The organism is Pseudomonas sp. MF6776, assembly GCF_016613125.1.
Taxonomy (GTDB): Bacteria; Pseudomonadota; Gammaproteobacteria; order Pseudomonadales; family Pseudomonadaceae; genus Aquipseudomonas; species Aquipseudomonas iridis.
In genome coordinates, this window is sequence record NZ_JAENSQ010000005.1 from 235,256 (window position 1) to 255,735 (window position 20,480).

A 20,480-nucleotide genomic window follows, 5' to 3' on the forward strand; every position below is an offset into this window, starting at 1 on the left:
AGGACCTCATCCTTTCGGAGAATCCTCATGAATTCGTCGACCTATCCCGCCGCGCAAAACGTCATGGTGCTCTACACCGGTGGCACCATCGGCATGCAGGCCAGTGCCAATGGCCTGGCCCCGGCATCAGGTTTCGAAGCGCGGATGCGCGACTATCTGCACAGCCAGCCAGAACTGATCGTGCCGCAATGGCGCTTTCGTGAAATGTCGCCGCTGATCGACAGCGCCAACATGACCCCGGCCTATTGGCAGCAACTGCGTGAGGCTGTGGTCGATGCAGTTGATGTACAGAACTGCGACAGCGTGCTGATCCTGCACGGCACCGACACACTGGCGTACAGCGCCGCGGCCATGAGTTTCCAGTTGCTCGGCCTGCATGCCCGTGTGTGCTTCACCGGCTCCATGTTGCCGGCCGGTGTCACCGATAGCGATGCCTGGGAAAACCTCAGCGGCGCACTGGTCGCCCTCGGTCAGGGTTTGGCGCCGGGTGTGCATCTGTACTTCCACGGTGAACTGCTGGCGCCGACCCGCTGCGCGAAAGTGCGCAGCTTCGGTCGTCATCCGTTCAAGCGCCTGGAGCGTCAGGGCGGCGGCGTGAAAGCTACTTCTGTGCCGCCAGCGTTGAATTACAACCAGCCCAAGCTACTGGCGAACATTGCGGTACTGCCGTTGTTCCCCGGAATCGGCGCCGCGATCCTCGACGGGTTGCTCGACAGCGGCATTCAGGGGCTGGTGCTGGAGTGCTACGGCAGCGGCACCGGACCGAGCGACAATCCAGAGTTCCTTGCCAGCTTAAGCCGTGCGCGGGACAACGGCGTGGTGGTGGTCGCGGTGACGCAATGCCACGAGGGCGGCGTTGAACTGGACGTGTACGAGGCTGGCAGCCGCTTGCGCGGGGTTGGCGTGCTGTCCGGTGGCGGTATGACCCGTGAAGCGGCGTTCGGCAAGTTGCATGGTTTGCTGGGGGCGGGTCTTGAAACGGCTGAAGTGCGGCGGCTGATGGAGCTGGATTTGTGTGGTGAGCTGGTCTGAGCAAGGCTGCCGATTTGCCCTCACCCTAACCCTCTCCCAGAGGGAGAGGGGACGGACCTTAGTGTCCTGCGCTATACGCTGACCTGAAAAAAAGTTTCGATTTTGGATTCGGCAGAGCTTTTTCAGGTCGGCGTATCTCGCCAATATCCCCCGGTCGGCCCCCACTCCCTCAGGGAGAGGGCTGGGGTGAGGGGCTGCTGCGGCATACAACTTGCTGCGTTCCAGCCATCCCAAGGCTGGAAAATCTCATGCTCCACTCCCACCTCACCACCCTCAACGCGGTCTCTCTGGTGCTCAACACCTTCAGGGATCAAGGCTTGTCGAGCGAAGCATTGCTGGCCGGCAGCGGCATCAGTGCGGCGGATCTGGCCCGGGCCGACACGCGCATCACCACCAATCAGGAGATGCAGGTGTGCGCCAACGCGGTCGCGCTCAAGCACGATATCGGTCTGGAACTGGGCCGACGCATGCACGTTTCCAGCTATGGAATTCTCGGCTACGCACTGCTGACCTGTGCCACCTTCGGTGACGCTTTGCGCCTGGCCATCCGCTATCCGGCGCTGTTGGGAACACTTTTCGAGCTGAGTCTTGAGGACGACGGCGAACGCGTCTGGTTTGTCGCCGCCGATTACCGCGAGAGCCCGGCGATGGCAGTATTCAATGCCGAATTCTGTCTGGTTTCGCTCAAAGTCATTTGCGACGATTTACTCGGTGGTCCGCTGCCCTTGCTCGCCGTCCGTTTTGAACATGAGGCACCGGATTACCGCGAAAGCTATGCCGAGCACTTCAATGCAGCGCTGCACTTCGCCGCCAAAGACAACGCGTTCGCCTTCGACCGTCACTGGCTGGACCAGCCGCTGCCGCTGGCGGACGCCGTCACCCACCAAGCCATGGCTGAACGCTGTCGCAAGCAGAACCTCGAATTCACCGGACGTCAGGCCTGGCTGGGCCGTATCCGCCAATTGCTCAGTGCCCAGCTGAACGCCGCACCGGGACTGGAAGGTCTGGCCCAGCAAATGAAATGCTCGCCGCGCACTTTGCGCAGACATCTGAAGGACATGGGCAGCAGTTATCAGGAACTGCTCGATGAACTGCGCTTCGAGCGAGCCAAGCAGATGCTGTGTGAGGATCAACTTCCGATCTACCGCATCGCCGAAACCCTGGGCTTCAGCGAGACCGCGAGCTTTCGCCATGCGTTTGTGCGCTGGAGTGGGGTCGCGCCGAGCCAGTTCCGACCGCATTGATATTCCTTTGTGGGAGCAGGCTTGGGCAGGCCTACTCAAGCAAGGGGCGAATAGCGGTCAGAGGTTCTGGCCAGATCGATCCCCTTTTGGCCTCTTCTGCCGTTTTCCGAATCGCTGTGCGCCGCAACACTGGACGCAAACCGAATCAGCCCCTGCGGAGAACAACAAATGCTGACGATCTACTCGGATGATCACCACCTGCACCATGGCCGCTGCGAATTGATCGATGGCCAGCTCAAGCCTTGCTTCGAGATGCCTTCGCGCGCCGACCATGTGCTGCAACGCGTGCAGCACCAGCATCTGGGTCCGGTCGAGGCACCGAAGGACTTCGGCCTCGAACCGATCGCCCGCATTCACAGCCGCGACTATCTCGAGTTCTTTAAAGGCGCGTGGGCGCGCTGGACAGCATTCAACACCGACGGCGACTTGCTGCCCTACACCTGGCCGGCGCGTACCTTGCGTGCGATCAAACCGACCAGCCTGCACGGCCAACTCGGTTACTACAGCTTCGACGGCGGCGCACCGATCACTGCCGGCACCTGGCAAGCCGCGTACAGCGCGGCGCAAGTTGCACTGACCGCGCAAGCGGCGATCCAGCACGGCGCACACAGTGCCTTCGCGTTGTGTCGCCCACCCGGACATCACGCTGCCGGCGATTTGATGGGCGGTTATTGCTACCTCAACAACGCGGCCATTGCGGCGCAGGCGTTTCTTGATCAAGGCCACAAGAAGGTCGCGATCCTCGACGTCGACTACCACCACGGCAACGGCACCCAATCGATTTTCTACGAACGCAGCGACGTGTTGTTCACCTCGATCCATGGCCATCCGGAAGCGGAGTTTCCGTTCTTCCTCGGCTACGAAGACGAGCTCGGTGAAGGCGCCGGCGAAGGCTTCAATTCCAACTATCCACTGCCCGCCGGTTCCGGCTGGGACACCTGGAGTGCGGCGCTGGACCAAGCCTGCAACGAGATCGACCGTTATGGCGCCGAGATCATCGTCGTGTCGCTGGGTGTCGATACGTTCAAAGACGATCCGATCTCGCAATTCAAGCTCGACAGCCCGGATTACCTGGCGATGGGCAAGCGTATTGCCGCGCTCGGCAAACCAACGCTGTTCGTGATGGAAGGTGGCTACGCGGTGGAAGAAATCGGCATCAACGCAGTGAACGTGCTTGAGGGCTTTGAAAGCGCTCACTGAGCAACGGCTAAACACCTGGACCCGCTCGTGCGGGTCTTTTTTTGCCCGCAAGATCTATGTACCGCACACCGTCGCGACGCGAACTTTACCTTGCCCTGCTCGGCCACTTCCCCGGTGTGCCCAACAGTCAGAGCAGGAATTGCCCCATGCCCGAAATATCCATACCCAGCGCGGTTGATGTGTTGACCCAACTGGTGACCGGCCCCTCGTTGCGGGAAGTCGCCACGACAACACTGCGCCAGGCCCTCAAAACGCTGTATCCGAACTTGGAGATCGACCCACAACGGGCCATGGTCGCGACGCCGACATGGGTCATCACTGACGAGCATGCAACCCCGGGCGCCGACCAGTTCGAATCCCTTACCGACGCGCTGGTGCGGCTTGGCCTGTCCGGCACCACGGTGACGTACCTCGACGACGAACACTTCCTGACCTTGCAGCCCACTGTCAGCCCGGCAATCCAGCTACCGGTGAAAATCAGTGCCATCGCCCGGCTGATCAACGATCTGGCGCCACTGCTGTTCGTTGCCTACAAAGAGCAACACATCGATTACTGGAGCGAAAACACCGCTGCGAATCACCCGCGCTGGTACCAACTGTCCGATGGCTTGCGCAGACTGTGGAATGTCGACGCAAGCCTTGGCTGGGATGCCGATGAGCAAGCCATGGCCCTCGCCGTTTTCAACAACCCGGACAAACGAAAAAGAGCCAACGACAAGTACAAGACCCGCGCCTGTCTGATTGACCTGGATCACGGTGAAGGGGATGCCCGCAAACACGCGACGTTGCTCAATACTGCCGTGCTGATCGGTACGCTCGGGCAGCGCACGCTGGTGCTCACTCACTCGGTGGTGCAAGGCTTTCGACGCTTCGCTTCGGTGGACGAAATCGGCAATGCCCTGCCACACCGGTTTCGCGAAGGGGCCAGCGCCAAAGGTCTGAGCTGGCGACTTGTCGAGCCTGAGGGCGACTTCTTCAACCACCAGGCCTGCACTGTCATTGCGCTTGAAGCCGATGCGCTGGGCCAGATCAATTTCTTCGAAGGTCCGATTCTCAACAGGCTCTATCCTCACGCCGGAACCGCTGGCAACCATCAACAACCGATACCGCGCCTGAAACCGCACATCGAGCGACTGAGGCCAATGCTGCCGGGGTGGCTGGAAGCTGCCTCGCCTGCCGATCAGACCCTCTACGGCCGACACTTGCTGGATCTGACGGTGGTGCAGCATGCGAACCAGGGCAAATCGTTTCAGAGCGAAGTGAAGGATCTGCAGACATTCACACGCGAGGCACTGACTGCACAGATTCTAAAAGACCACCCGATGGCGACCGATATCAAGCTCGACGACATCGAGATGACCATCGTCAGTCTGGTGATCTGGGGCACGTTCATAGTGCCGGGCGAATTTCAGACCAAAACGCTGACGCTTCTCGAACTCGCGCTGCAAAACCTCGCGGGCCTGCCCCTGGGCAATAAAAGGGTGGCCTACAAAGACGGCAGCGCATTACCGCAATGGATGACCGTGACCTTTGTCGAAGAGCTGGTGAAGACCGTCGACATCGGCAGCACTTACCCCGCTTACCTGAAGAAAAAACTGGTCGACGACGCCACTCAGGCGGCTGCTTTGCAGGATCTCTATAGCCAACAGTTACCCCTTGAATTGCCGTTGCTGGCCCTGCAACACAAGATCCGTGGCGAAGCAGGCATCACTGAGCTGGGTTACCGATACGTGGTCGCGGCACTGAGCAGCGTCGCTGCAGATCGTCAGGTCGACGGGCAGGACATCGTCATCCGCCCTCTGGCATTCGTGACCCACCGCAGCACCTCCCGCGCGGACACCGTGGACAACATGTTCGTCATCGGCCCGCGCGAGCCGGACAAAGGGCCCTGCCTGCTTTATCGACCGCTGTTCGCAAAGGCGCTGATTCAATACCCCGGTCCTACCAATTTGCTGTACGCAATCAAGCATTCTCAGGATCTGCGCGAATCGGTATTGGCGTGGTTACCCGATAGCGTGCGATTCAACTTCAGCCAGTATGTGTTTGCGGCAAGGTTTCCCTCGGTGTGGGTCATTCCAGAGATAGTGGTTCACCCGCTGACCCTCATTGATATGTCCAGGCCCGTCACGCTGGGCACCGACGTCATCGAAGGCGATGTTCTGGCAACGCTGCACAAGACTAATGTGCAAGCGGTCATCACTCAAGCTGACCGCCAATCGGTATCCAACGCGCAAGCACGCTGGGCCACGCTCAAACGCGGTGGCTGGGTACTCTTTAACGCGGCGCTGCCCTTTCTGGGGCGCGGTGTCTCGATAGCGGCCTGGATCTGGCAGATCATGGACGACTTGCAGGAGGTCAGCGACGCTGCCAATCAGCAATCCGGCAAAGTCGCCTGGTCGGCACTTGCCGATATTCTCCTCGCACTGGGCATGGTCCTCGCCCATCGCGCAGCGGTCGGTCACAAGCCCGCCCACAAGGCCATCAGTGCAGTTGATGCGTGGGAGTCGCAGACACCTCAACCCGTACCTGAGCTCATCAACCCTGTACGCGCGCCGGACATCGCGGGCAGTGAACTGGTCGCCAATCATGGGACGTCGATCAACACCATCGCCGCTCTAGAGCAATCGAACCACAGCCTCGCCGCACTGCTGGACCGTCTCAACATCAGCAAACCCGAAACGCTTGGGACTGCGGCGAGTGAGGGCCCGTATCAGCACCTCTACCAACATGGCGGGAAATGGTACGCGCCGGTCGACAAGCGCTGGTTCCAGGTGCAGATCAATGAAGAGGAGCACGTGCAGATCATCGACTCGAGCCGACAGCCTCCCGGTACCGGACCATTTCTGGTACGCAGCGCGGCCGGCCAATGGGTCGTCGATCTGCGATTGCGCCTGAGCGGCGGCAGCCTGAGCAGTCGGCGCAGACAGGTCCAGCGTCAGAACATGCAGCGCATATCTCAGCACCGAAGTGCTATCAGCGCTTTCGACTTGACGATGCCGTCCAAGCTGACTGAGCTCACAGAAGCCCGCACCGCCATGGACGCCGCCCTGCCGGAAACGGCCAAGACTGCACGCAAAAAATACCTCGATCTGCTGGATTCACAGCTCCAGGAATACGGGGAAAATATCAATCAAATCAAAATGTTGAATTCGCTGCAGGAGGTTCCCAATTTCCGCGCGGTGATAACCGAGCGGCTGGAGATGCAACTGTTCCTCGGCCAGGAATGGCTCATGGAGAACGGCACGGATTTTCAGGCCAATATCCGCGCTACGACGATGGCAATTGAGGACCGTAGGCAATCTTCGTCGCAGCGGTTCATTCAGACCTGCGAAGAAATGAGCGATCAGACTCAGGGGATCATGGAAAAAATCGACGCTTCCCATGCCCGGTTCGCAGAACTTGAACGCCTCGGCGAAGGCGCTGTGGAAATACTGATCAAATATCGGAAAACTCTGCCGGACTACGATCTGAATGATTTCAAGCTGCTGCAAATCTGTCTTGGCCAGGAGATTTGCGTCAAGCCGGGCACAACAGCGGTCAGGGCACAGGCGCAGGCGACAATGGAACAACTCATCGAAAGCGCAGCACTGAACGTTCAGAGCTCGCTGAATCTGAGTACCGATGAAAGTCTGCACAACCTCGGTGAGCGGATCGACACCCTGAATCACCTGACCCGGCAATTTGCCGCGGTGGATCAGGGTTTTGGCGATATCGCCGCCGAGTTTGCGGACCAGCTCAACCTTCCACGGCTTGCGCGGGTACGTGAAAGGGTCAAGGAGTTCAGCGACATAGCGGTCACGCAGCTGGCAGGCTTGCTGCGTGACCGGCGTCTGGTCGAACCTCAAGCCGGTCCGTCCAGGCCTGCAGGCATGAACACCCGGAAAATCATCAAGACCCGTAGCAGAGGCACTCTCGTCGGTGTACCGAAAACTGCGACTGAAGACGGGCCAAGCGACCTGGTCGAATTGCGCTCGAACATGGCAGGGGTCATCGCCACCTTTCAGGAAGAGTCACCCGGCGTTTGGGTCGAACACATTACGGCTACGCCGACGACGCAACTCCCCAAGCCGCCGCCCAGGCCCAATCTCAATAAAAGTATCCGCGCCGGCCAGGCACTGCTCGATGGCCTTGCGGAGTTTCACCGGGTTACCGACGCTCGGATCAAGCGGGGTCCGCGGCTCCCGGTGGAGGTCGAGGAGGAATACCACCGACATGCAGCGCTTCTGCGCAAAGCCAACGCAGACATCGATGAGGCATTGACGGCGCGCAATGCCACGGCGGATCTCGACAACCCGACGCAAGAACTAGGTCACGCGCTGGAGAAGGCAGCAAAGGCGCTTGATGAAAAAGGCACCAGTACCCGGGCCAGAATGATCAAACAGCAGATGCCGACGGGAGCCGGCGTCGAGTGGCTGAAAAATCACGGTGAAGTGACCATCGCCAAAATCCTAACGCGACGCGAACTAAAAAGTCGTCCTAATGACTTTCTGGACGAGTACGAAGTACGCGATATCAAAACCAGCAAGGTGGTGTGTTACGCGCACTTTCACTACAGCAGTGTCAGCGCGCCGTTAACGCCATTCCTCGCCGGACACCTGAAAACCAACGCGCAGCGGCATCTAGGGGGGACCTATGAATTGCGTGGTTTGAACAATCAGCAAGTCATCGATATTCACCGCAGCGAGATTTCCACCCAATTAGCCGAGACCTTGTTTTTCACGCCCGCCAAGCCTGCTGCAACCGGGCCAACGCAGCTTTGATCGCGGCTTCCGGCACGGCGGCGAACCCCAGGACCAGTCCGGCGCGCTGGTCCTGGGGAGTCGTAGAGTCCGGCAGCCAGTAATGGCTCAAGCCGCTGATTTCGACATCCACGCGCGCAGCTTGCTCGATCAGTTGCCGCTCACGGTCGATGCTCTCCACCTTCACGGTCAGGTGCAGCCCGGCCGACACCGCCGGCAGGTCACCGACGCCGAGGATTGCCGTTGGCCAACCATCGAGCAACGTATTGCGCCGGTTCAGCGCGGCGCGGCGCATCCGGCGGATATGCCGCTGGAAATGCCCGGCCGCCATGAACTCGGCCATCACCGCTTGCGTGCTCACCTCGGAATGCCGGACATCCACCGCCCGGCGTTGCGAAAACGCTGGCACCAGTGCCGGTGGCAGCACCAGATAACCGAGGCGCAACGCCGGGAATGCGACCTTGCCGAACGTGCCGACATACAGCACGCGGCCCTGTTGATCGAGTGCCGCCAAAGGAGCCAATGGCGCGCCGGTGTAACGGTACTCGCCGTCGTAGTCATCCTCAACGATCCAGCCTTGCGTGCGTTCGGCCCAGGCGAGCAGTTCAAGACGCCGCGCCAGGCTCATCACCACGCCTGTCGGGTATTGATGCGAGGGCGTCACGTAGGCCACGCGACAATCACTGGCACCCGACAGTGCCGAGCAATCCATGCCCTCTTCGTCCACGCCAATCCCGCGCAGAATGCCTCCCGCCAAGGCGAATGCATGACCGGCCGCACGATACCCCGGATTTTCGATCGCAACGCCATCGCCCGGCTCCACTAGCAGCTGTGCACAAAGACTAATGGCCTGCTGTGCGCCACTGGTGATCACAATTTGCTCAGCCGAGCACTGCATTCCTCGCGAACTGCGCAGATAGGCCGCAATCAGGCTGCGCAGACGCGCATCGCCGGCCGGGTCGCCGTAACACATCTGCTGAAGATCCGGTTTGCGCCAGAAAGCCCCGTTGAGCTTGGCCCAGACGTCAAACGGAAACAGATCGAATGCCGGTACACCAACCCGAAATGCGCGCGGCGGGCCACTGGGGGGATGGGGTAAATGGTTGTTTTCCAACCGCTGTAAAACCCCGCTGTGGATAACTTTACTGGATGAAAGCACAGTGGAATTTGCGGAATTTGTGGATAAGGCTGTGGGTAAGCCTGTTGAAAACCCTGTGGATACTTTTGTGGATAGTTTTTTCGCCTTGAGCGGGTCACGGGGCAGTTGGGCCACGTAAGTGCCATCCCCCACCCGCCCTTCAATGAAGCCTTCGGCATAGAGTTGATCGTAGGCCCGAACCACACTGTTGCGGGAAATCGCCAGCGCGGCGGCCAGATCACGGCTGGCTGGCAGGCGCGTGCCACTGGCTAGCCGCCCGTCGAGCACACGCAGTCGCAACGCCTGATAGAGCTGACGGCTCAAGCCCTGACGGCGATCAAGCTCGATGCCCGCCGGGTTGAACGGCATGGACAACGTGGACAAATCAGGCATGGTAATGGACCTATGAAATTGGCCATCAATGGCTCTTACATCAGACCAATAGCCTGCCTAGGATGTATGTATTCGCCAAGGAAAATCTCTTATGTACACGCCGCGCGCCTTTGCCATCGATGAGCTGTCCCAACTCCACGAACTGGTCCTCGCCACTCGCCTCGCCATTCTGGTCACCCACGGCGAAAACGGTCTGCAAGCCAGCCATGTGCCGGTGCTGCTGCATTGCGAACAAGGTGAATACGGCACGCTCTACGGGCATCTGGCCAGGGCCAATCCGCAGTGGAAGGACCTGCGCGACGGCGCCGAAGCGATGCTGATTTTTGCCGGACCGGATGCCTACGTCAGCCCAGGGTTTTATCCGAGCAAGGCCGAGCACGGCAAAGTCGTGCCGACCTGGAACTACATCGCCGTACACGCCTACGGCCACGCCGAGACCTTCAGCGACGGCGGGCGGCTGCTCGACATCGTCAGCACCCTCACCGACCGCCATGAAGCCGGCCGCGCACAGCCTTGGTCGGTCGCCGACGCACCCGCCGATTACATCGACAGCATGCTCAAAGCCATCGTCGGTTTCGCCATTCCCATCGACCGCCTGGAAGGCAAGCGCAAGCTCAGTCAGAACCGCAGCGCCGAAGATATCGCCGGCGTGCGCGAAGGGCTGGCCGCCAGCTCCGAAATCAATGATCAAACCCTCGCCCAATTGATGCGTTAAGGAAATCACCATGAGCCAGATCGAGATCCGTCAGGTCAGCGCCGACGACCACGCCGCCTGGCTGGCGCTGTGGCAGGCGTACCTGCGCTTCTACAACACCGAACTGCCGGAGGCGGTGACGACCAGTACCTGGCAGCGCTTCCTCGACCCGAGCGAACCGACGCACGCCGCCCTCGCCTGGGCTGACGGTAAAGCGCTGGGCATGGTGCATTACATCTACCATCGCTCGAACTGGAGCATCGAAAACTCCTGTTACCTGCAAGACTTGCTGGTGGCGCCTGAAACCCGCGGCACCGGCGTCGGTCGCCAGTTGATCGAGCACGTCTATGCAACGGCCAAAGCCGGCGGCTGCTGCAAAGTCCATTGGCTGACCCACGAATCCAACGCCACGGCGATCCAGCTCTACTAGCGCATCGCCGAGCGCCCTGGCTTCATCCAGTTTCGCAAAGCCCTTTAAGGAGACGCGCTCATGATCACCTCACCTGCCGATTGGAAAGGCGTGCCCGCCCCCACGACCACGCTGCTCGAAGGCCGCTTCATCCGCCTGGAAAGGCTCGACCCGGCGCGCCACGGTGACGAGCTGTTCAACGCCCTCGAAGGTCCCGGCGCCGACCCGAAACTCTGGGACTTCCTGCCCTACGGCCCGTTTCCCGAGCGCCACGTGTTCAATGACTGGCTGAACAATCACGCGGCCAGCAGCGATCCGTATTTCTTCAGCATCATCGACCGCGCCAGCGGCCAGGTGCAAGGCATGCTCAGCCTGATGTCGATTGTCCCGGCCCACGGCCGTATCGAAATCGGCCACGTGACTTTCGGCGCACCAATGCAGCGCTCGCCAAAAAGCACCGAGGCGGTTTACCTGTTGGCCAAACACTCCTTTGACCTGGGCTACCGTCGCCTGGAATGGAAGTGCAACAACGGTAACGCCCGCTCCAAATACGCCGCTGAACGCCTGGGCTTCAGCTTCGAAGGCGTTTTCCGCCAGCACATGGTGGTCAAGGGCCAGAACCGCGATACCGCGTGGTACTCGATTCTGGATGGGGAATGGCCGGCGATTGCGGCGGGGTTTGAGCAGTGGCTGTCCGATGAAAACCAGACGCCTGACGGTCAGGTGAAAGGGTTGGTCGAGTGCCGTGGTTAAAACCGCAAAAGCAAAAGATCGCAGCCTTCGGCAGCTCCTACACGGGACAAAATGTAGGCGCTGCCGCAGGCTGCGATCTTTTGATCTGCTTACTTAAACCAGTTTCTGCGCCAGCACTGCAATGTGTTCTGGCCCGATACCGCAGCAACCGCCCAAGTGACTGGCGCCGCGTTGCTGCCAATCTCTCGCCCAATGCAAATAACCTGGCGGATCGAGATCGTCGCGCAGCGGATCCAGTCCGTCATTGGCCGTTGCCTCCTTGGGCTGCGGCGGAAACGCATTGGCATAGGCGCCGATGTGAATCTTCACCCCCAGACGCTCGAAGGTAGCGCGCGCCGCATCAATCGCCGCGCCAATCACTTCCGGCTGGCTGCAATTGAATAGCAACGTTTCAACGCCCAACTCCGCTGCCACCGCAGCCGCCTCGGCGACCGGCTCGCCAGAACGCAAACGCGGTACGTCGTCAGTGTCTTCATCCTTCAAGGTAAACGACAGCCAGAACGGCTTGCCGTCCTGCGGGAGTCCGGCGTGGATGGCCCGTGCCTCGATAATCGAACTCTGTGTTTCCGCCAGCCACAGGTCGACGTGCGGTGCCAGTCCGTTGACCAACGGATTCAGCAATTCCGTTACTCGAGACGCGTCGAACAGATCAGGACGATAAGAGCCGAACAACGGAGGCAAGGAGCCGGCTACCCGTACGTTTTTACCCGATGCCTGCACCGCACGCCGCGCCAGTTCGCCGGCCAACGCTGCCAAAGCCTGACCTTCAGCGGCGAAACGCGTTTCGCCGATATGAAACGGCACCACTGCATAGCTGTTGCTAGTGATCACGTCGGCACCACTGGCGATATAGGCAGCGTGTACAGCCTCGACCGCTTGCGGTGCTTCGCTCAGCGCCAGTGCCGACCATTCTGGCTGCCGAAATGGCGCCCCGGCTCGTTGCAACTCACGGCCCATGCCGCCATCAAGAATAACCGTGCTCGCTGCGCCCATATGCTTTTCACTCATATGCTTATGAAAATAACTCACTATCAGAGTCGTTCTTATAACTATTTAATACGCACCATTCGGTTAATAACAACCTCTTTTTTATTCAGGGATCGCCTGTGAAATTCCAACCACTATTGGCCCTGGGCCTGACGATTCTGGCCGCCTCGACCCAAGCCTTCGGTGGCACCACACTGGATCGCGTCGAGCAAAAGAAAGAGCTGGTCGGCGTGTTGATGGAAAGCTATCCGCCCTTCTCATTTCTCAACGATCAGAACCAGCTCGACGGCTTCGACGTCGATGTCGCCAAAGCCGTGGCGGAGAAACTGGGGGTCAAGTTGCGTCTCGAAACATCGTCCTGGGACGTCATCGCTGCCGGCCGCTGGAGTGGGCGCTACGACATCTGCATCTGCTCGATGACGCCGAGCAAGGCCCGCGCCGAAGTGTTCGATTTCCCGGTCGAGTACTACGCCTCACCGGCAGTGATCGTGGTCAACGCCAAGGACGATCGCATTCACAGCGCCAAGGATCTGAGCGGCAAGAAGGTCGGCCTTACCAGTGCATCCAGTTATGAAAGTTATCTGAACAAGAATCTGGTCATCGAGGGCGCTGAGGACACACAGCTCCAGTATCCATTCGAAGATGTACAGATCGCGCCGTACGATACCGACAACGTCGCGTTCCAGGATCTTGGCCTCGGTGCGGGCGTGCGCCTGGATGCGATCCTCACCAACCTCGTCACTGCGCAGCCACGCTTGAATGAAGACAAACGCTTCAAGCTCGCTGGCGAGCCGCTGTACTCGGAGCCGAACTCGGTCGCCATCGAGAAGGGTGATGCGCAGTGGGACGCCAAGGTCCGCGAGGTCTTTGCCCAACTCAAACAGGACGGCACTCTGAGCAAGCTTTCGCAAAAATGGATCGGTGCCGACATCAGCCAATGACTTCTTTCCCGGTACCTCCCAAGCCACCGCAACCGGTGGCTGAATCACGCCTGCGCCGGCTGTTCGGTTTCCGGACAAGGCTGTACCTGACCTGGGCGGTGATGTTCTGCCTGTTCGCGGGGTTCTTCCTGAGCTTCGACCTGAAGTTTTCGATCATCCTCGACAAACTGCCTAACCTGGTCGGCCTGAAACTGGCACCTAATGGTTTCTTGCAGGGGGCAGCACTGACGCTGTTTCTGTGCGTGTGCTCAATCGTTGCTTCGGTGCTGCTGGGTTTCGTGACTGCACTGGCGCGACTTTCGAAAAGTGCGGTGGCCTTCGGCATCGCCAGTTTCTACGCCTCGTTCTTTCGCGGCACGCCGCTGCTGATCCAGATCCTGCTGATCTATCTCGGTTTGCCGCAACTGGGCATCGTGCCCGGCGCCATCGCCGCCGGGATCATCGCCCTGTCACTCAACTATGGCGCGTACCTCAGCGAGATCTTCCGCGCAGGCATTCTTGGCGTCCCGTACGGCCAGCGAGAAGCATCGCTGGCGCTGGGCATGCGCGACTCAGTCATTCTCTGGCGCATTACGCTGCCTCAGGCCATGCGCACCATCATTCCGCCCACGACCAATCAATTCATTTCGATGCTGAAAGATTCGTCGTTGATCTCGGTGATGGGCGTCTGGGAAGTGATGTTTCTCGCGCAGTCGTATGGACGTTCAAGCTATCGCTACATCGAAATGCTGACCACGGCGGCCATCATTTACTGGTTGATGTCGATTGGGCTGGAGCTGATTCAGGCGCGTATGGAGCGGCATTACGGCAGGGCGTACGTTCGCCGTACTTAAGGTGATCCGTAACGCGTCACGGATTGATTGGGCAGTGACAGATGAGTTCTGCACCGCTGAACAGTCGGCGACGTCCCGCTTGATTGTAGGAAAAGGAAGCGCTGGATTCGGGTAAAACCACCGGCCGGGGATCTGGTGGAAATTTTCCACAAAATGATGCGACGTCGCCTGCAACGCTTCGGGAAGCAGCCGACATCGGATTCTTTGGCGCATCAATAAAGTTGGGTCTTCTTTCAGCAGAGACTTTACTTGATGGATGCTCAACACAAGTACCAAGCAAAAAAACTCGCGTTAGCAATCGCGCTGACGCTGGGGTGCACGCCCTTCACTTATGCAGAACTCAGCCCTGATCCAGCACCGAGCGCTGAAGAGTTGATCGGTATGCTCGATAACTTTGTTACTGATCCTGAGACCGTCAAGCACGACCCCATCAAAGCAAAGGTCGCCGCAGTCGACGGTACTTCCCTGCTGCTTGATCACCGCAATGATCTGGTCACTCTGGGCAGCAGAGGCAATTTCGCCGGGCTGGTTGATGGCGCGGGCGGAGTGAATGTCCTACAACTCGATGGCGCGAGAGGAACGCTGGGGAAAACTGTTAACTTCAACGGTTTGCACGTCAAGCAAGGCAACTGGACTCGCAGTGGAGATGGCGATTTCGATCTCGGCATTCTGGTCAGGTCAAAAGCATCATTGACCAATGATGGGAGCATATTGGGGCAGGCAGTGACCGCGGGAATTCTGATCAACAAAGGGGCCATAGTTGGCGGAGCCACAGTTCTGGGCGGCGGAGACCTTACCAACAAGGGACTGATTGACGGCACCGTCACCGTTCACGAAAACGGACATTTCGCGGGTGGGGGCACGTTGAAAAACCTGAACGTCCGCGGGCAGCTTTCGGTTGATGAGGTGTATCACGCGCCGAAAGTGAGTGGAGACCTGAACCTGTCGCAAACAGCGGTGTTGTCGTACGCTGTTGATGCTGCGGGTAACAGCCCGACCATAGAAGTCGACGGAACCGCCCGGCTTGGCGGTGCAACTCTCAAACTCGTCACTGCCGGTGAATACCCGCAAAGCGCCGAGCACACCATCCTCACTGCAAAAAAAGTCGAAGGGCGTTTTGTCAGCATCGAGAACAACCTGGCCTTCATGACGCCAGAGGTGCATTACGATGATCAAAAAGTCGGGCTGACTTATTCCCGCAATAAAGTAGAAATTGAAAGTCTTGCGAATACAGAAAACGGTCGTGCGGTTGGCGAAGCTATCGATGCGCCACACGAACCAACGCCATCCGGAATACCAACACCAACACCGTTGACTACCTCGACACAAATATCATTGCCGGCACCAGATCTAGCTTCAGTGCCAGTGCCAGTGCCAGTGCCAGTGCCAGATTCCGTCACGGCTTTAGCTCCCGCTCCTGCGTCAGTTGCTGTTGATGTTGCTGTTCCTTCCGCAGTTGCAACATCGTCGACAGCGCACTCTCCAGTGCCGGTTGAAACCTTTGTCGAGCACACGCCCCAAAACGTCGAACAACCGGCCGCTCAACCGCAAAAACCGGTAAACGCTGCGGTCACCGCGTTACTGGCCAGCGATAAAACTACCGCCCCCGTCGCCCTGGAACAACTCGCCGCCGGCAGCAACGCCAACCTAGCCAAAGCCACGTTAAGCAGCGTTACCCCCGTGAGCGCGAGCATGCTGTCGGCCATGCGCCAACTCGACCATCGCACGGGCGCAGCTTACGGCTCGGGCAATTCACCTCGCGAAGCTGCCGGCGGTGCTGATTCCGGGCGAGTCTGGGTTCAGGCATTGGGCCATGGCGGCAAGGTTGATCGCGAGTACGACAGCACCCTGAAACACGCCACCCAAGGCCTGGTCATGGGCGCTGACTGGCGGCTCAATGAGCAATGGCATATCGGTTTGCTGGGCGGCAAATCCCAAACCAGACTCGATGCCCGCCAATACGAAGGCGACCTCGACAGCTGGCACGTTGGCGCCTACGCCGTGCGTCAGGATGGACCACTGGCGCTGCGCCTGGGTGCCACTTACGCCAGCCATGACGGCAGCAGCAAACGTCGAGTGGCGTTCAACGGATTCAGCGATCGCCTCAAAGGCAATTACGACGCCAACACCCAGCAAGCCTTCGCCGAACTGGGCTTCAACTTCGGCCGCAACGACGTGACACTCGAACCGTTCGCCAGCCTCGGCTACCAACGTTATCAACGTGACAGCCACAGTGAAAAAGGTGGTGATGCGGCGCTGAAGGTCTTTGGGCAAACCCGCGACAATCTCAGCAGTACCTTCGGCCTGCGTACGGCAAAAATCCACACACTGGACAACGGCATGAGCCTGACGCCGCGATTGAGCGCCGGGTGGAAACACACCTTCGGTGAACTCGACAGCGACACCCGCCAGCAACTGGTCAAGGGCGGCAAACGCTTCACCGTGAACGGTGCAGAACTGGATCGCAACAGCCTGGGCGTCGATGCGGGACTGGACCTCGGACTGTCGACCAACCACACGCTGGGCGTGGCCGTCACTGGAGAGTTCGGCAGCGAAAGCCGAAATCACGGCGTGATGGGTCAGTGGCGAATGGCGTTCTAAATCGCTTCCTGTAAGAGCTGCCGCAGGCTGCGATCTTTTGATCTTCGTTTTAAAAGATCACAAGATTTCAGCCTGCGGCAGCTCCTACAGGTGAAAAAACGGACAAAAAAAGGGGAGCACATGCCCCCCCGAGGTTTAAAGCGTTTGATCGCGGCGGTTATCTCAGCCTTCGATCTCGATCAGGATTTCGCCCGGGTTCACCCGGTCGCCCTTGGCCACATGAATCGCCGTAACCTTGCCGGCGATGGCGGCCTGAACTTCGGTTTCCATCTTCATGGCTTCGGTGATCAGCACAGCCTGGCCCGCCTTGACGGTGTCGCCTTCCTTGACCAGCACATCGACGATGTTGCCGGGCATGGTGGTGCTGACGTGGCCTGGAGCCGACGCTTGCTTGCGCTTGCTGCTGCCCCCGCCGACGAATTCGTTAAGCGGTTCGAACACCACTTCTTCCGGCATGCCGTCGATGGACAGGTAGAAGTGACGCTTGCCTTCAGCCTTCACACCGACACCCGTGATATCGACGCGGTAAGTCTCGCCGTGGACGTCAATGACGAACTCGGTCGGCACACCTTCGCCGCTCGCCGACGTCACGGCGCCAGCCTCTGGAATCGGCAGCAGCACTTCCGGCACGAGAGTGCCGGCGGCACGCTCTTCGAGGAACTTGCGACCGATGTCCGGGAACATGGCGAAGGTCAGCACGTCTTCTTCCGACTTGGCCAATGCACCGATATCGGCACGCAGCTTGGTCATTTCCGGTTTGAGCAGATCGGCCGGACGCACGTCGATGACTTCTTCGCTGCCGATGGCCTGACGACGCAGTTTTTCATTCACCACGCCCGGCGCTTTGCCGTAGCCGCCCTGCAGGTAGAGCTTCACTTCGTTGGTGATGGTTTTGTAGCGCTCGCCGGCCAGCACGTTGAAGAACGCCTGGGTGCCGACGATCTGCGAAGTCGGGGTGACCAGCGGCGGGAAGCCGAGGTCTTCACGCACGCGCGGGATTTCCGCCAGCACTTCAGCCATGCGGTTCAACGCGCCCTGCTCTTTCAACTGGTTGGCCAGGTTGGAAATCATCCCGCCCGGCACCTGATTCACCTGCACACGTGTGTCGACAGCAGTGAATTCGCTTTCGAACTGGTGGTACTTCTTGCGCACGGCGTAGAAGTACAGGCCGATCTCTTGCAGCAGTTCAAGGTTCAGACCGGTATCGAATTCGCTGCCCTTGAGCGCAGCCACCATCGACTCGGTGCCTGGATGGCTGGTGCCCGAGGCGAAGCTGGAGATCGCGGTATCGATGTGGTCAGCACCGTTTTCGATTGCCTTGAGTTGGCACATCGTCGCCAGACCGGCGGTGTCATGCGAGTGAATGAACACTGGAAGCGACTGCTCGGCTTTCAATGCCCGGACCAGTTCACCGGTCGCGTAGGGCGTCAGCAGACCGGCCATGTCCTTGATCGCAACCGAGTCGCAACCCATGGCTTCCATTTGTTTTGCTTGCGCCACGAAAGCGTCAATCGTGTGCACCGGGCTGGTGGTGTAAGCGATGGTGCCCTGGGCGTGCTTACCGGCAGCTTTCACCGCTTCGATGGCCACGCGCAGGTTACGCACGTCGTTCATCGCGTCGAAGATGCGGAATACGTCGATGCCATTAACTGCTGCCTTGGCGACAAACGCCTTGACCACGTCATCGCTGTAGTGGCGGTAGCCCAGCAGGTTCTGGCCACGCAGGAGCATTTGCAGACGCGTGTTAGGCAACGCGGCGCGCAGTTGGCGCAGACGCTCCCACGGATCTTCCTTGAGGAAACGTACGCAGGCGTCGAAGGTCGCGCCGCCCCAGCATTCCAGCGACCAGTAGCCGACTTTGTCGAGCTTGTCGCAGATCGGCAGCATGTCTTCGGTGCGCATGCGGGTGGCGAGCAGCGATTGATGAGCGTCGCGCAGGATGGTGTCGGTAACGAAGATCTTCTTAGTCATTGGTATCTCCTCATAGCGGCAAGCTTCAAGCTACGAGCTGCAAGAAAAAGCCAATCTGCTTTTACTTGCCGCTTGCAGCTAAAAGCTCGCAGCTGCTTCATTCATAGGCCTGCGTGGGCGGCGATGGCGGCAGCGATGGCCAAGGCCAGCTCTTCGGGTTTGCGCTTGATCGAGTAGTTGGTCAGTTCAGGGTGGCTTTCAACGAAGCTGGTATTGAACTGGCCGCTACGGAATTCCGGGTTGCGCAGGATTTCCTGGTAGTACGCGGCGGTGGTCTTCACGCCTTGCAGGCGCATGTCGTCGAGGGCGCGCAGGCCACGATCCATGGCCTCTTCCCAAGTCAGCGCCCAGACCACCAGTTTCAGGCACATCGAATCGTAGAACGGCGGAATGGTGTAACCGGTGTAGATCGCCGTGTCGGTGCGCACGCCCGGTCCGCCGGGGGCGTAGTAACGGGTGATCTTGCCGAAGCTCGGCAGGAAGTTGTTTTTCGGGTCTTCAGCGTTGATGCGGAACTGCAACGCGAAACCACGGTGCTGGATGTCTTCCTGCTTGACCGACAGCGGCAGGCCGGAAGCAATCCGGATCTGCTCGCGGACGATGTCGATCCCGGTGATTTCTTCGGTGATGGTGTGTTCGACCTGCACCCGGGTGTTCATCTCCATGAAGTACACCTCGCCCTCGGCGAGCAGGAACTCCACAGTACCGGCGTTCTCGTAGCCCACGGCTTTGGCTGCACGCACAGACAGGTCGCCGATGTAGGCGCGCTGTTCCGGGGTCAGTTGCGGGCTCGGGGCGATTTCAATCAGCTTCTGGTTGCGACGCTGGATCGAGCAGTCACGCTCGAACAGATGCACGACGTTGCCGAAGCTGTCGCCGAGGATCTGCGCTTCGATGTGTTTGGGATTGACGATGCATTTTTCCAGGAACACTTCCGCCGAACCGAAGGCCTTGGTGGCCTCGGATATAACGCGGGGGAAATTCTGTTCGAGTTCTTCGCGACTGTTGCAGCGTCGGATACCGCGACCGCCACCACCGGAGGTGGCCTTGAGCATCACCGGATAGCCGATGCGGTCACCTTCGGTCAGGGCTTCGGCGATGTCCGCCACGTTGCCCTCGGTGCCTGGCGTAACCGGCACGCCAGCCTTGATCATGCTGCGGCGCGCTTCGGTCTTGTCGCCCATGCGGCGAATGACTTCTGCCGACGGGCCAATGAATTTGATTCCACGCTCGGCGCAGATGTCTGCCAGTTCGGCGTTTTCCGACAGGAAACCGTAACCGGGATGCAGTGCATCGCAACCAGTTTCCACCGCGAGGTTCACCAGCTTGCGCGGGTTGAGGTAACCGGCCAGTGGTTCGGCACCAATGCTGTGGGCCTCGTCCGCACGCTTCACATGCAGCGCATGCCGGTCGGCGTCGGAAAAAATCGCAACCGAGCGAATGCCCATCTCGGCGCAGGCTCGCACGATTCGTACGGCAATCTCACCACGGTTGGCGATCAGGATCTTTTTTATCACTTGGAGGTTCCCTTGAGCCGGTGGCACC

14 protein-coding genes are annotated in these 20,480 nt (G+C 59.5%); 10 read left to right on the forward strand and 4 right to left on the reverse strand.

Annotated elements, in window-relative coordinates; genetic code table 11:
* Positions 1-27 precede the first annotated feature (27 nt).
* The 4 genes from JJD74_RS08135 (at position 28) to JJD74_RS08150 (ending at position 8,236) form a co-directional block, all read left to right on the forward strand.
* Complete coding sequence (locus tag JJD74_RS08135) at positions 28-1,032, forward strand: asparaginase (protein ID WP_200612766.1); 1,005 nt, start codon at positions 28-30, stop codon at positions 1,030-1,032.
* A gap of 248 nt (positions 1,033-1,280) precedes the next feature.
* Entirely contained in the window at positions 1,281-2,276 is a 996-nt protein-coding gene (locus tag JJD74_RS08140) for an AraC family transcriptional regulator (RefSeq protein ID WP_047304241.1), read from the forward strand.
* A gap of 168 nt (positions 2,277-2,444) precedes the next feature.
* Positions 2,445-3,476 carry a histone deacetylase family protein gene (locus JJD74_RS08145; protein WP_200612769.1) on the forward strand — a complete coding sequence of 344 codons (1,032 nt, stop codon included), beginning with the start codon at positions 2,445-2,447 and terminating at the stop codon, positions 3,474-3,476.
* Between the two features lie 146 nt (positions 3,477-3,622).
* Positions 3,623-8,236: a dermonecrotic toxin domain-containing protein gene (locus JJD74_RS08150; protein ID WP_200612772.1), complete on the forward strand. Its 4,614-nt coding sequence runs from the start codon at positions 3,623-3,625 to the stop codon at positions 8,234-8,236.
* Here the strand turns inward: JJD74_RS08150 and pdxR are convergent.
* Positions 8,193-9,746: a MocR-like pyridoxine biosynthesis transcription factor PdxR gene (gene pdxR, locus JJD74_RS08155; RefSeq protein WP_200612775.1), complete on the reverse strand. Its 1,554-nt coding sequence runs from the start codon at positions 9,744-9,746 to the stop codon at positions 8,193-8,195. The genes JJD74_RS08150 and pdxR overlap by 44 nt on opposite strands.
* Before the next feature lie 91 nt (positions 9,747-9,837).
* Between pdxR and JJD74_RS08160 the strand changes: the two genes are divergently transcribed.
* From JJD74_RS08160 to JJD74_RS08170, 3 genes are read left to right on the forward strand one after another with little or no spacing between them, the layout of a single operon-like run.
* A complete protein-coding gene (locus tag JJD74_RS08160; RefSeq protein WP_047304249.1) occupies positions 9,838-10,461 on the forward strand; it encodes an FMN-binding negative transcriptional regulator in 624 nt (207 codons plus the stop codon).
* 10 nt (positions 10,462-10,471) lie between these two features.
* Positions 10,472-10,870 carry a GNAT family N-acetyltransferase gene (locus JJD74_RS08165; RefSeq protein WP_200612778.1) on the forward strand — a complete coding sequence of 133 codons (399 nt, stop codon included), beginning with the start codon at positions 10,472-10,474 and terminating at the stop codon, positions 10,868-10,870.
* 60 nt (positions 10,871-10,930) lie between these two features.
* Positions 10,931-11,602 carry a GNAT family N-acetyltransferase gene (locus JJD74_RS08170; protein ID WP_200612782.1) on the forward strand — a complete coding sequence of 224 codons (672 nt, stop codon included), beginning with the start codon at positions 10,931-10,933 and terminating at the stop codon, positions 11,600-11,602.
* A 93-nt stretch (positions 11,603-11,695) separates the two neighbouring features.
* Here JJD74_RS08170 and JJD74_RS08175 read toward each other — a convergent pair whose 3' ends face one another.
* Positions 11,696-12,595: a homocysteine S-methyltransferase family protein gene (locus tag JJD74_RS08175; protein ID WP_200612785.1), complete on the reverse strand. Its 900-nt coding sequence runs from the start codon at positions 12,593-12,595 to the stop codon at positions 11,696-11,698.
* Between the two features lie 113 nt (positions 12,596-12,708).
* Between JJD74_RS08175 and JJD74_RS08180 the strand changes: the two genes are divergently transcribed.
* From JJD74_RS08180 to JJD74_RS08190, 3 genes are all read left to right on the forward strand, one after another.
* A complete protein-coding gene (locus JJD74_RS08180) occupies positions 12,709-13,530 on the forward strand; it encodes an ABC transporter substrate-binding protein (protein ID WP_200612788.1) in 822 nt (273 codons plus the stop codon).
* A complete protein-coding gene (locus tag JJD74_RS08185) occupies positions 13,527-14,363 on the forward strand; it encodes an amino acid ABC transporter permease (RefSeq protein ID WP_115146666.1) in 837 nt (278 codons plus the stop codon). Before JJD74_RS08180 ends, JJD74_RS08185 begins: the two co-directional genes overlap by 4 nt.
* Before the next feature lie 252 nt (positions 14,364-14,615).
* A complete protein-coding gene (locus JJD74_RS08190) occupies positions 14,616-16,964 on the forward strand; it encodes an autotransporter outer membrane beta-barrel domain-containing protein (RefSeq protein ID WP_200612808.1) in 2,349 nt (782 codons plus the stop codon).
* 162 nt (positions 16,965-17,126) lie between these two features.
* Here JJD74_RS08190 and oadA read toward each other — a convergent pair whose 3' ends face one another.
* Both oadA and JJD74_RS08200 read right to left on the reverse strand, forming a co-directional pair.
* On the reverse strand, positions 17,127-18,935 hold the full coding sequence (oadA, locus tag JJD74_RS08195; protein ID WP_042561842.1) for a sodium-extruding oxaloacetate decarboxylase subunit alpha: 1,809 nt from the start codon (positions 18,933-18,935) through the stop codon (positions 17,127-17,129).
* Between the two features lie 101 nt (positions 18,936-19,036).
* Entirely contained in the window at positions 19,037-20,452 is a 1,416-nt protein-coding gene (locus JJD74_RS08200; protein WP_042561843.1) for an acetyl-CoA carboxylase biotin carboxylase subunit, read from the reverse strand.
* Between the last annotated feature and the right edge of the window lie 28 nt (positions 20,453-20,480).

What these genes read in the sequence shown, in the direction of transcription:
- JJD74_RS08145 (WP_200612769.1), top strand. Translation starts at nt 2,445, where the DNA reads ATGCTGACGATCTACTCGGATGATCACCACCTGCACCATGGCCGCTGC.
- JJD74_RS08175 (WP_200612785.1), bottom strand. Translation starts at nt 12,595, where the DNA reads ATGGGCGCAGCGAGCACGGTTATTCTTGATGGCGGCATGGGCCGTGAG.
- JJD74_RS08150 (WP_200612772.1), top strand. Translation starts at nt 3,623, where the DNA reads ATGCCCGAAATATCCATACCCAGCGCGGTTGATGTGTTGACCCAACTG.
- JJD74_RS08140 (WP_047304241.1), top strand. Translation starts at nt 1,281, where the DNA reads ATGCTCCACTCCCACCTCACCACCCTCAACGCGGTCTCTCTGGTGCTC.
- JJD74_RS08165 (WP_200612778.1), top strand. Translation starts at nt 10,472, where the DNA reads ATGAGCCAGATCGAGATCCGTCAGGTCAGCGCCGACGACCACGCCGCC.
- JJD74_RS08185 (WP_115146666.1), top strand. Translation starts at nt 13,527, where the DNA reads ATGACTTCTTTCCCGGTACCTCCCAAGCCACCGCAACCGGTGGCTGAA.
- pdxR (WP_200612775.1), bottom strand. Translation starts at nt 9,746, where the DNA reads ATGCCTGATTTGTCCACGTTGTCCATGCCGTTCAACCCGGCGGGCATC.
- JJD74_RS08170 (WP_200612782.1), top strand. Translation starts at nt 10,931, where the DNA reads ATGATCACCTCACCTGCCGATTGGAAAGGCGTGCCCGCCCCCACGACC.
- oadA (WP_042561842.1), bottom strand. Translation starts at nt 18,935, where the DNA reads ATGACTAAGAAGATCTTCGTTACCGACACCATCCTGCGCGACGCTCAT.
- JJD74_RS08190 (WP_200612808.1), top strand. Translation starts at nt 14,616, where the DNA reads ATGGATGCTCAACACAAGTACCAAGCAAAAAAACTCGCGTTAGCAATC.
- JJD74_RS08135 (WP_200612766.1), top strand. Translation starts at nt 28, where the DNA reads ATGAATTCGTCGACCTATCCCGCCGCGCAAAACGTCATGGTGCTCTAC.
- JJD74_RS08160 (WP_047304249.1), top strand. Translation starts at nt 9,838, where the DNA reads ATGTACACGCCGCGCGCCTTTGCCATCGATGAGCTGTCCCAACTCCAC.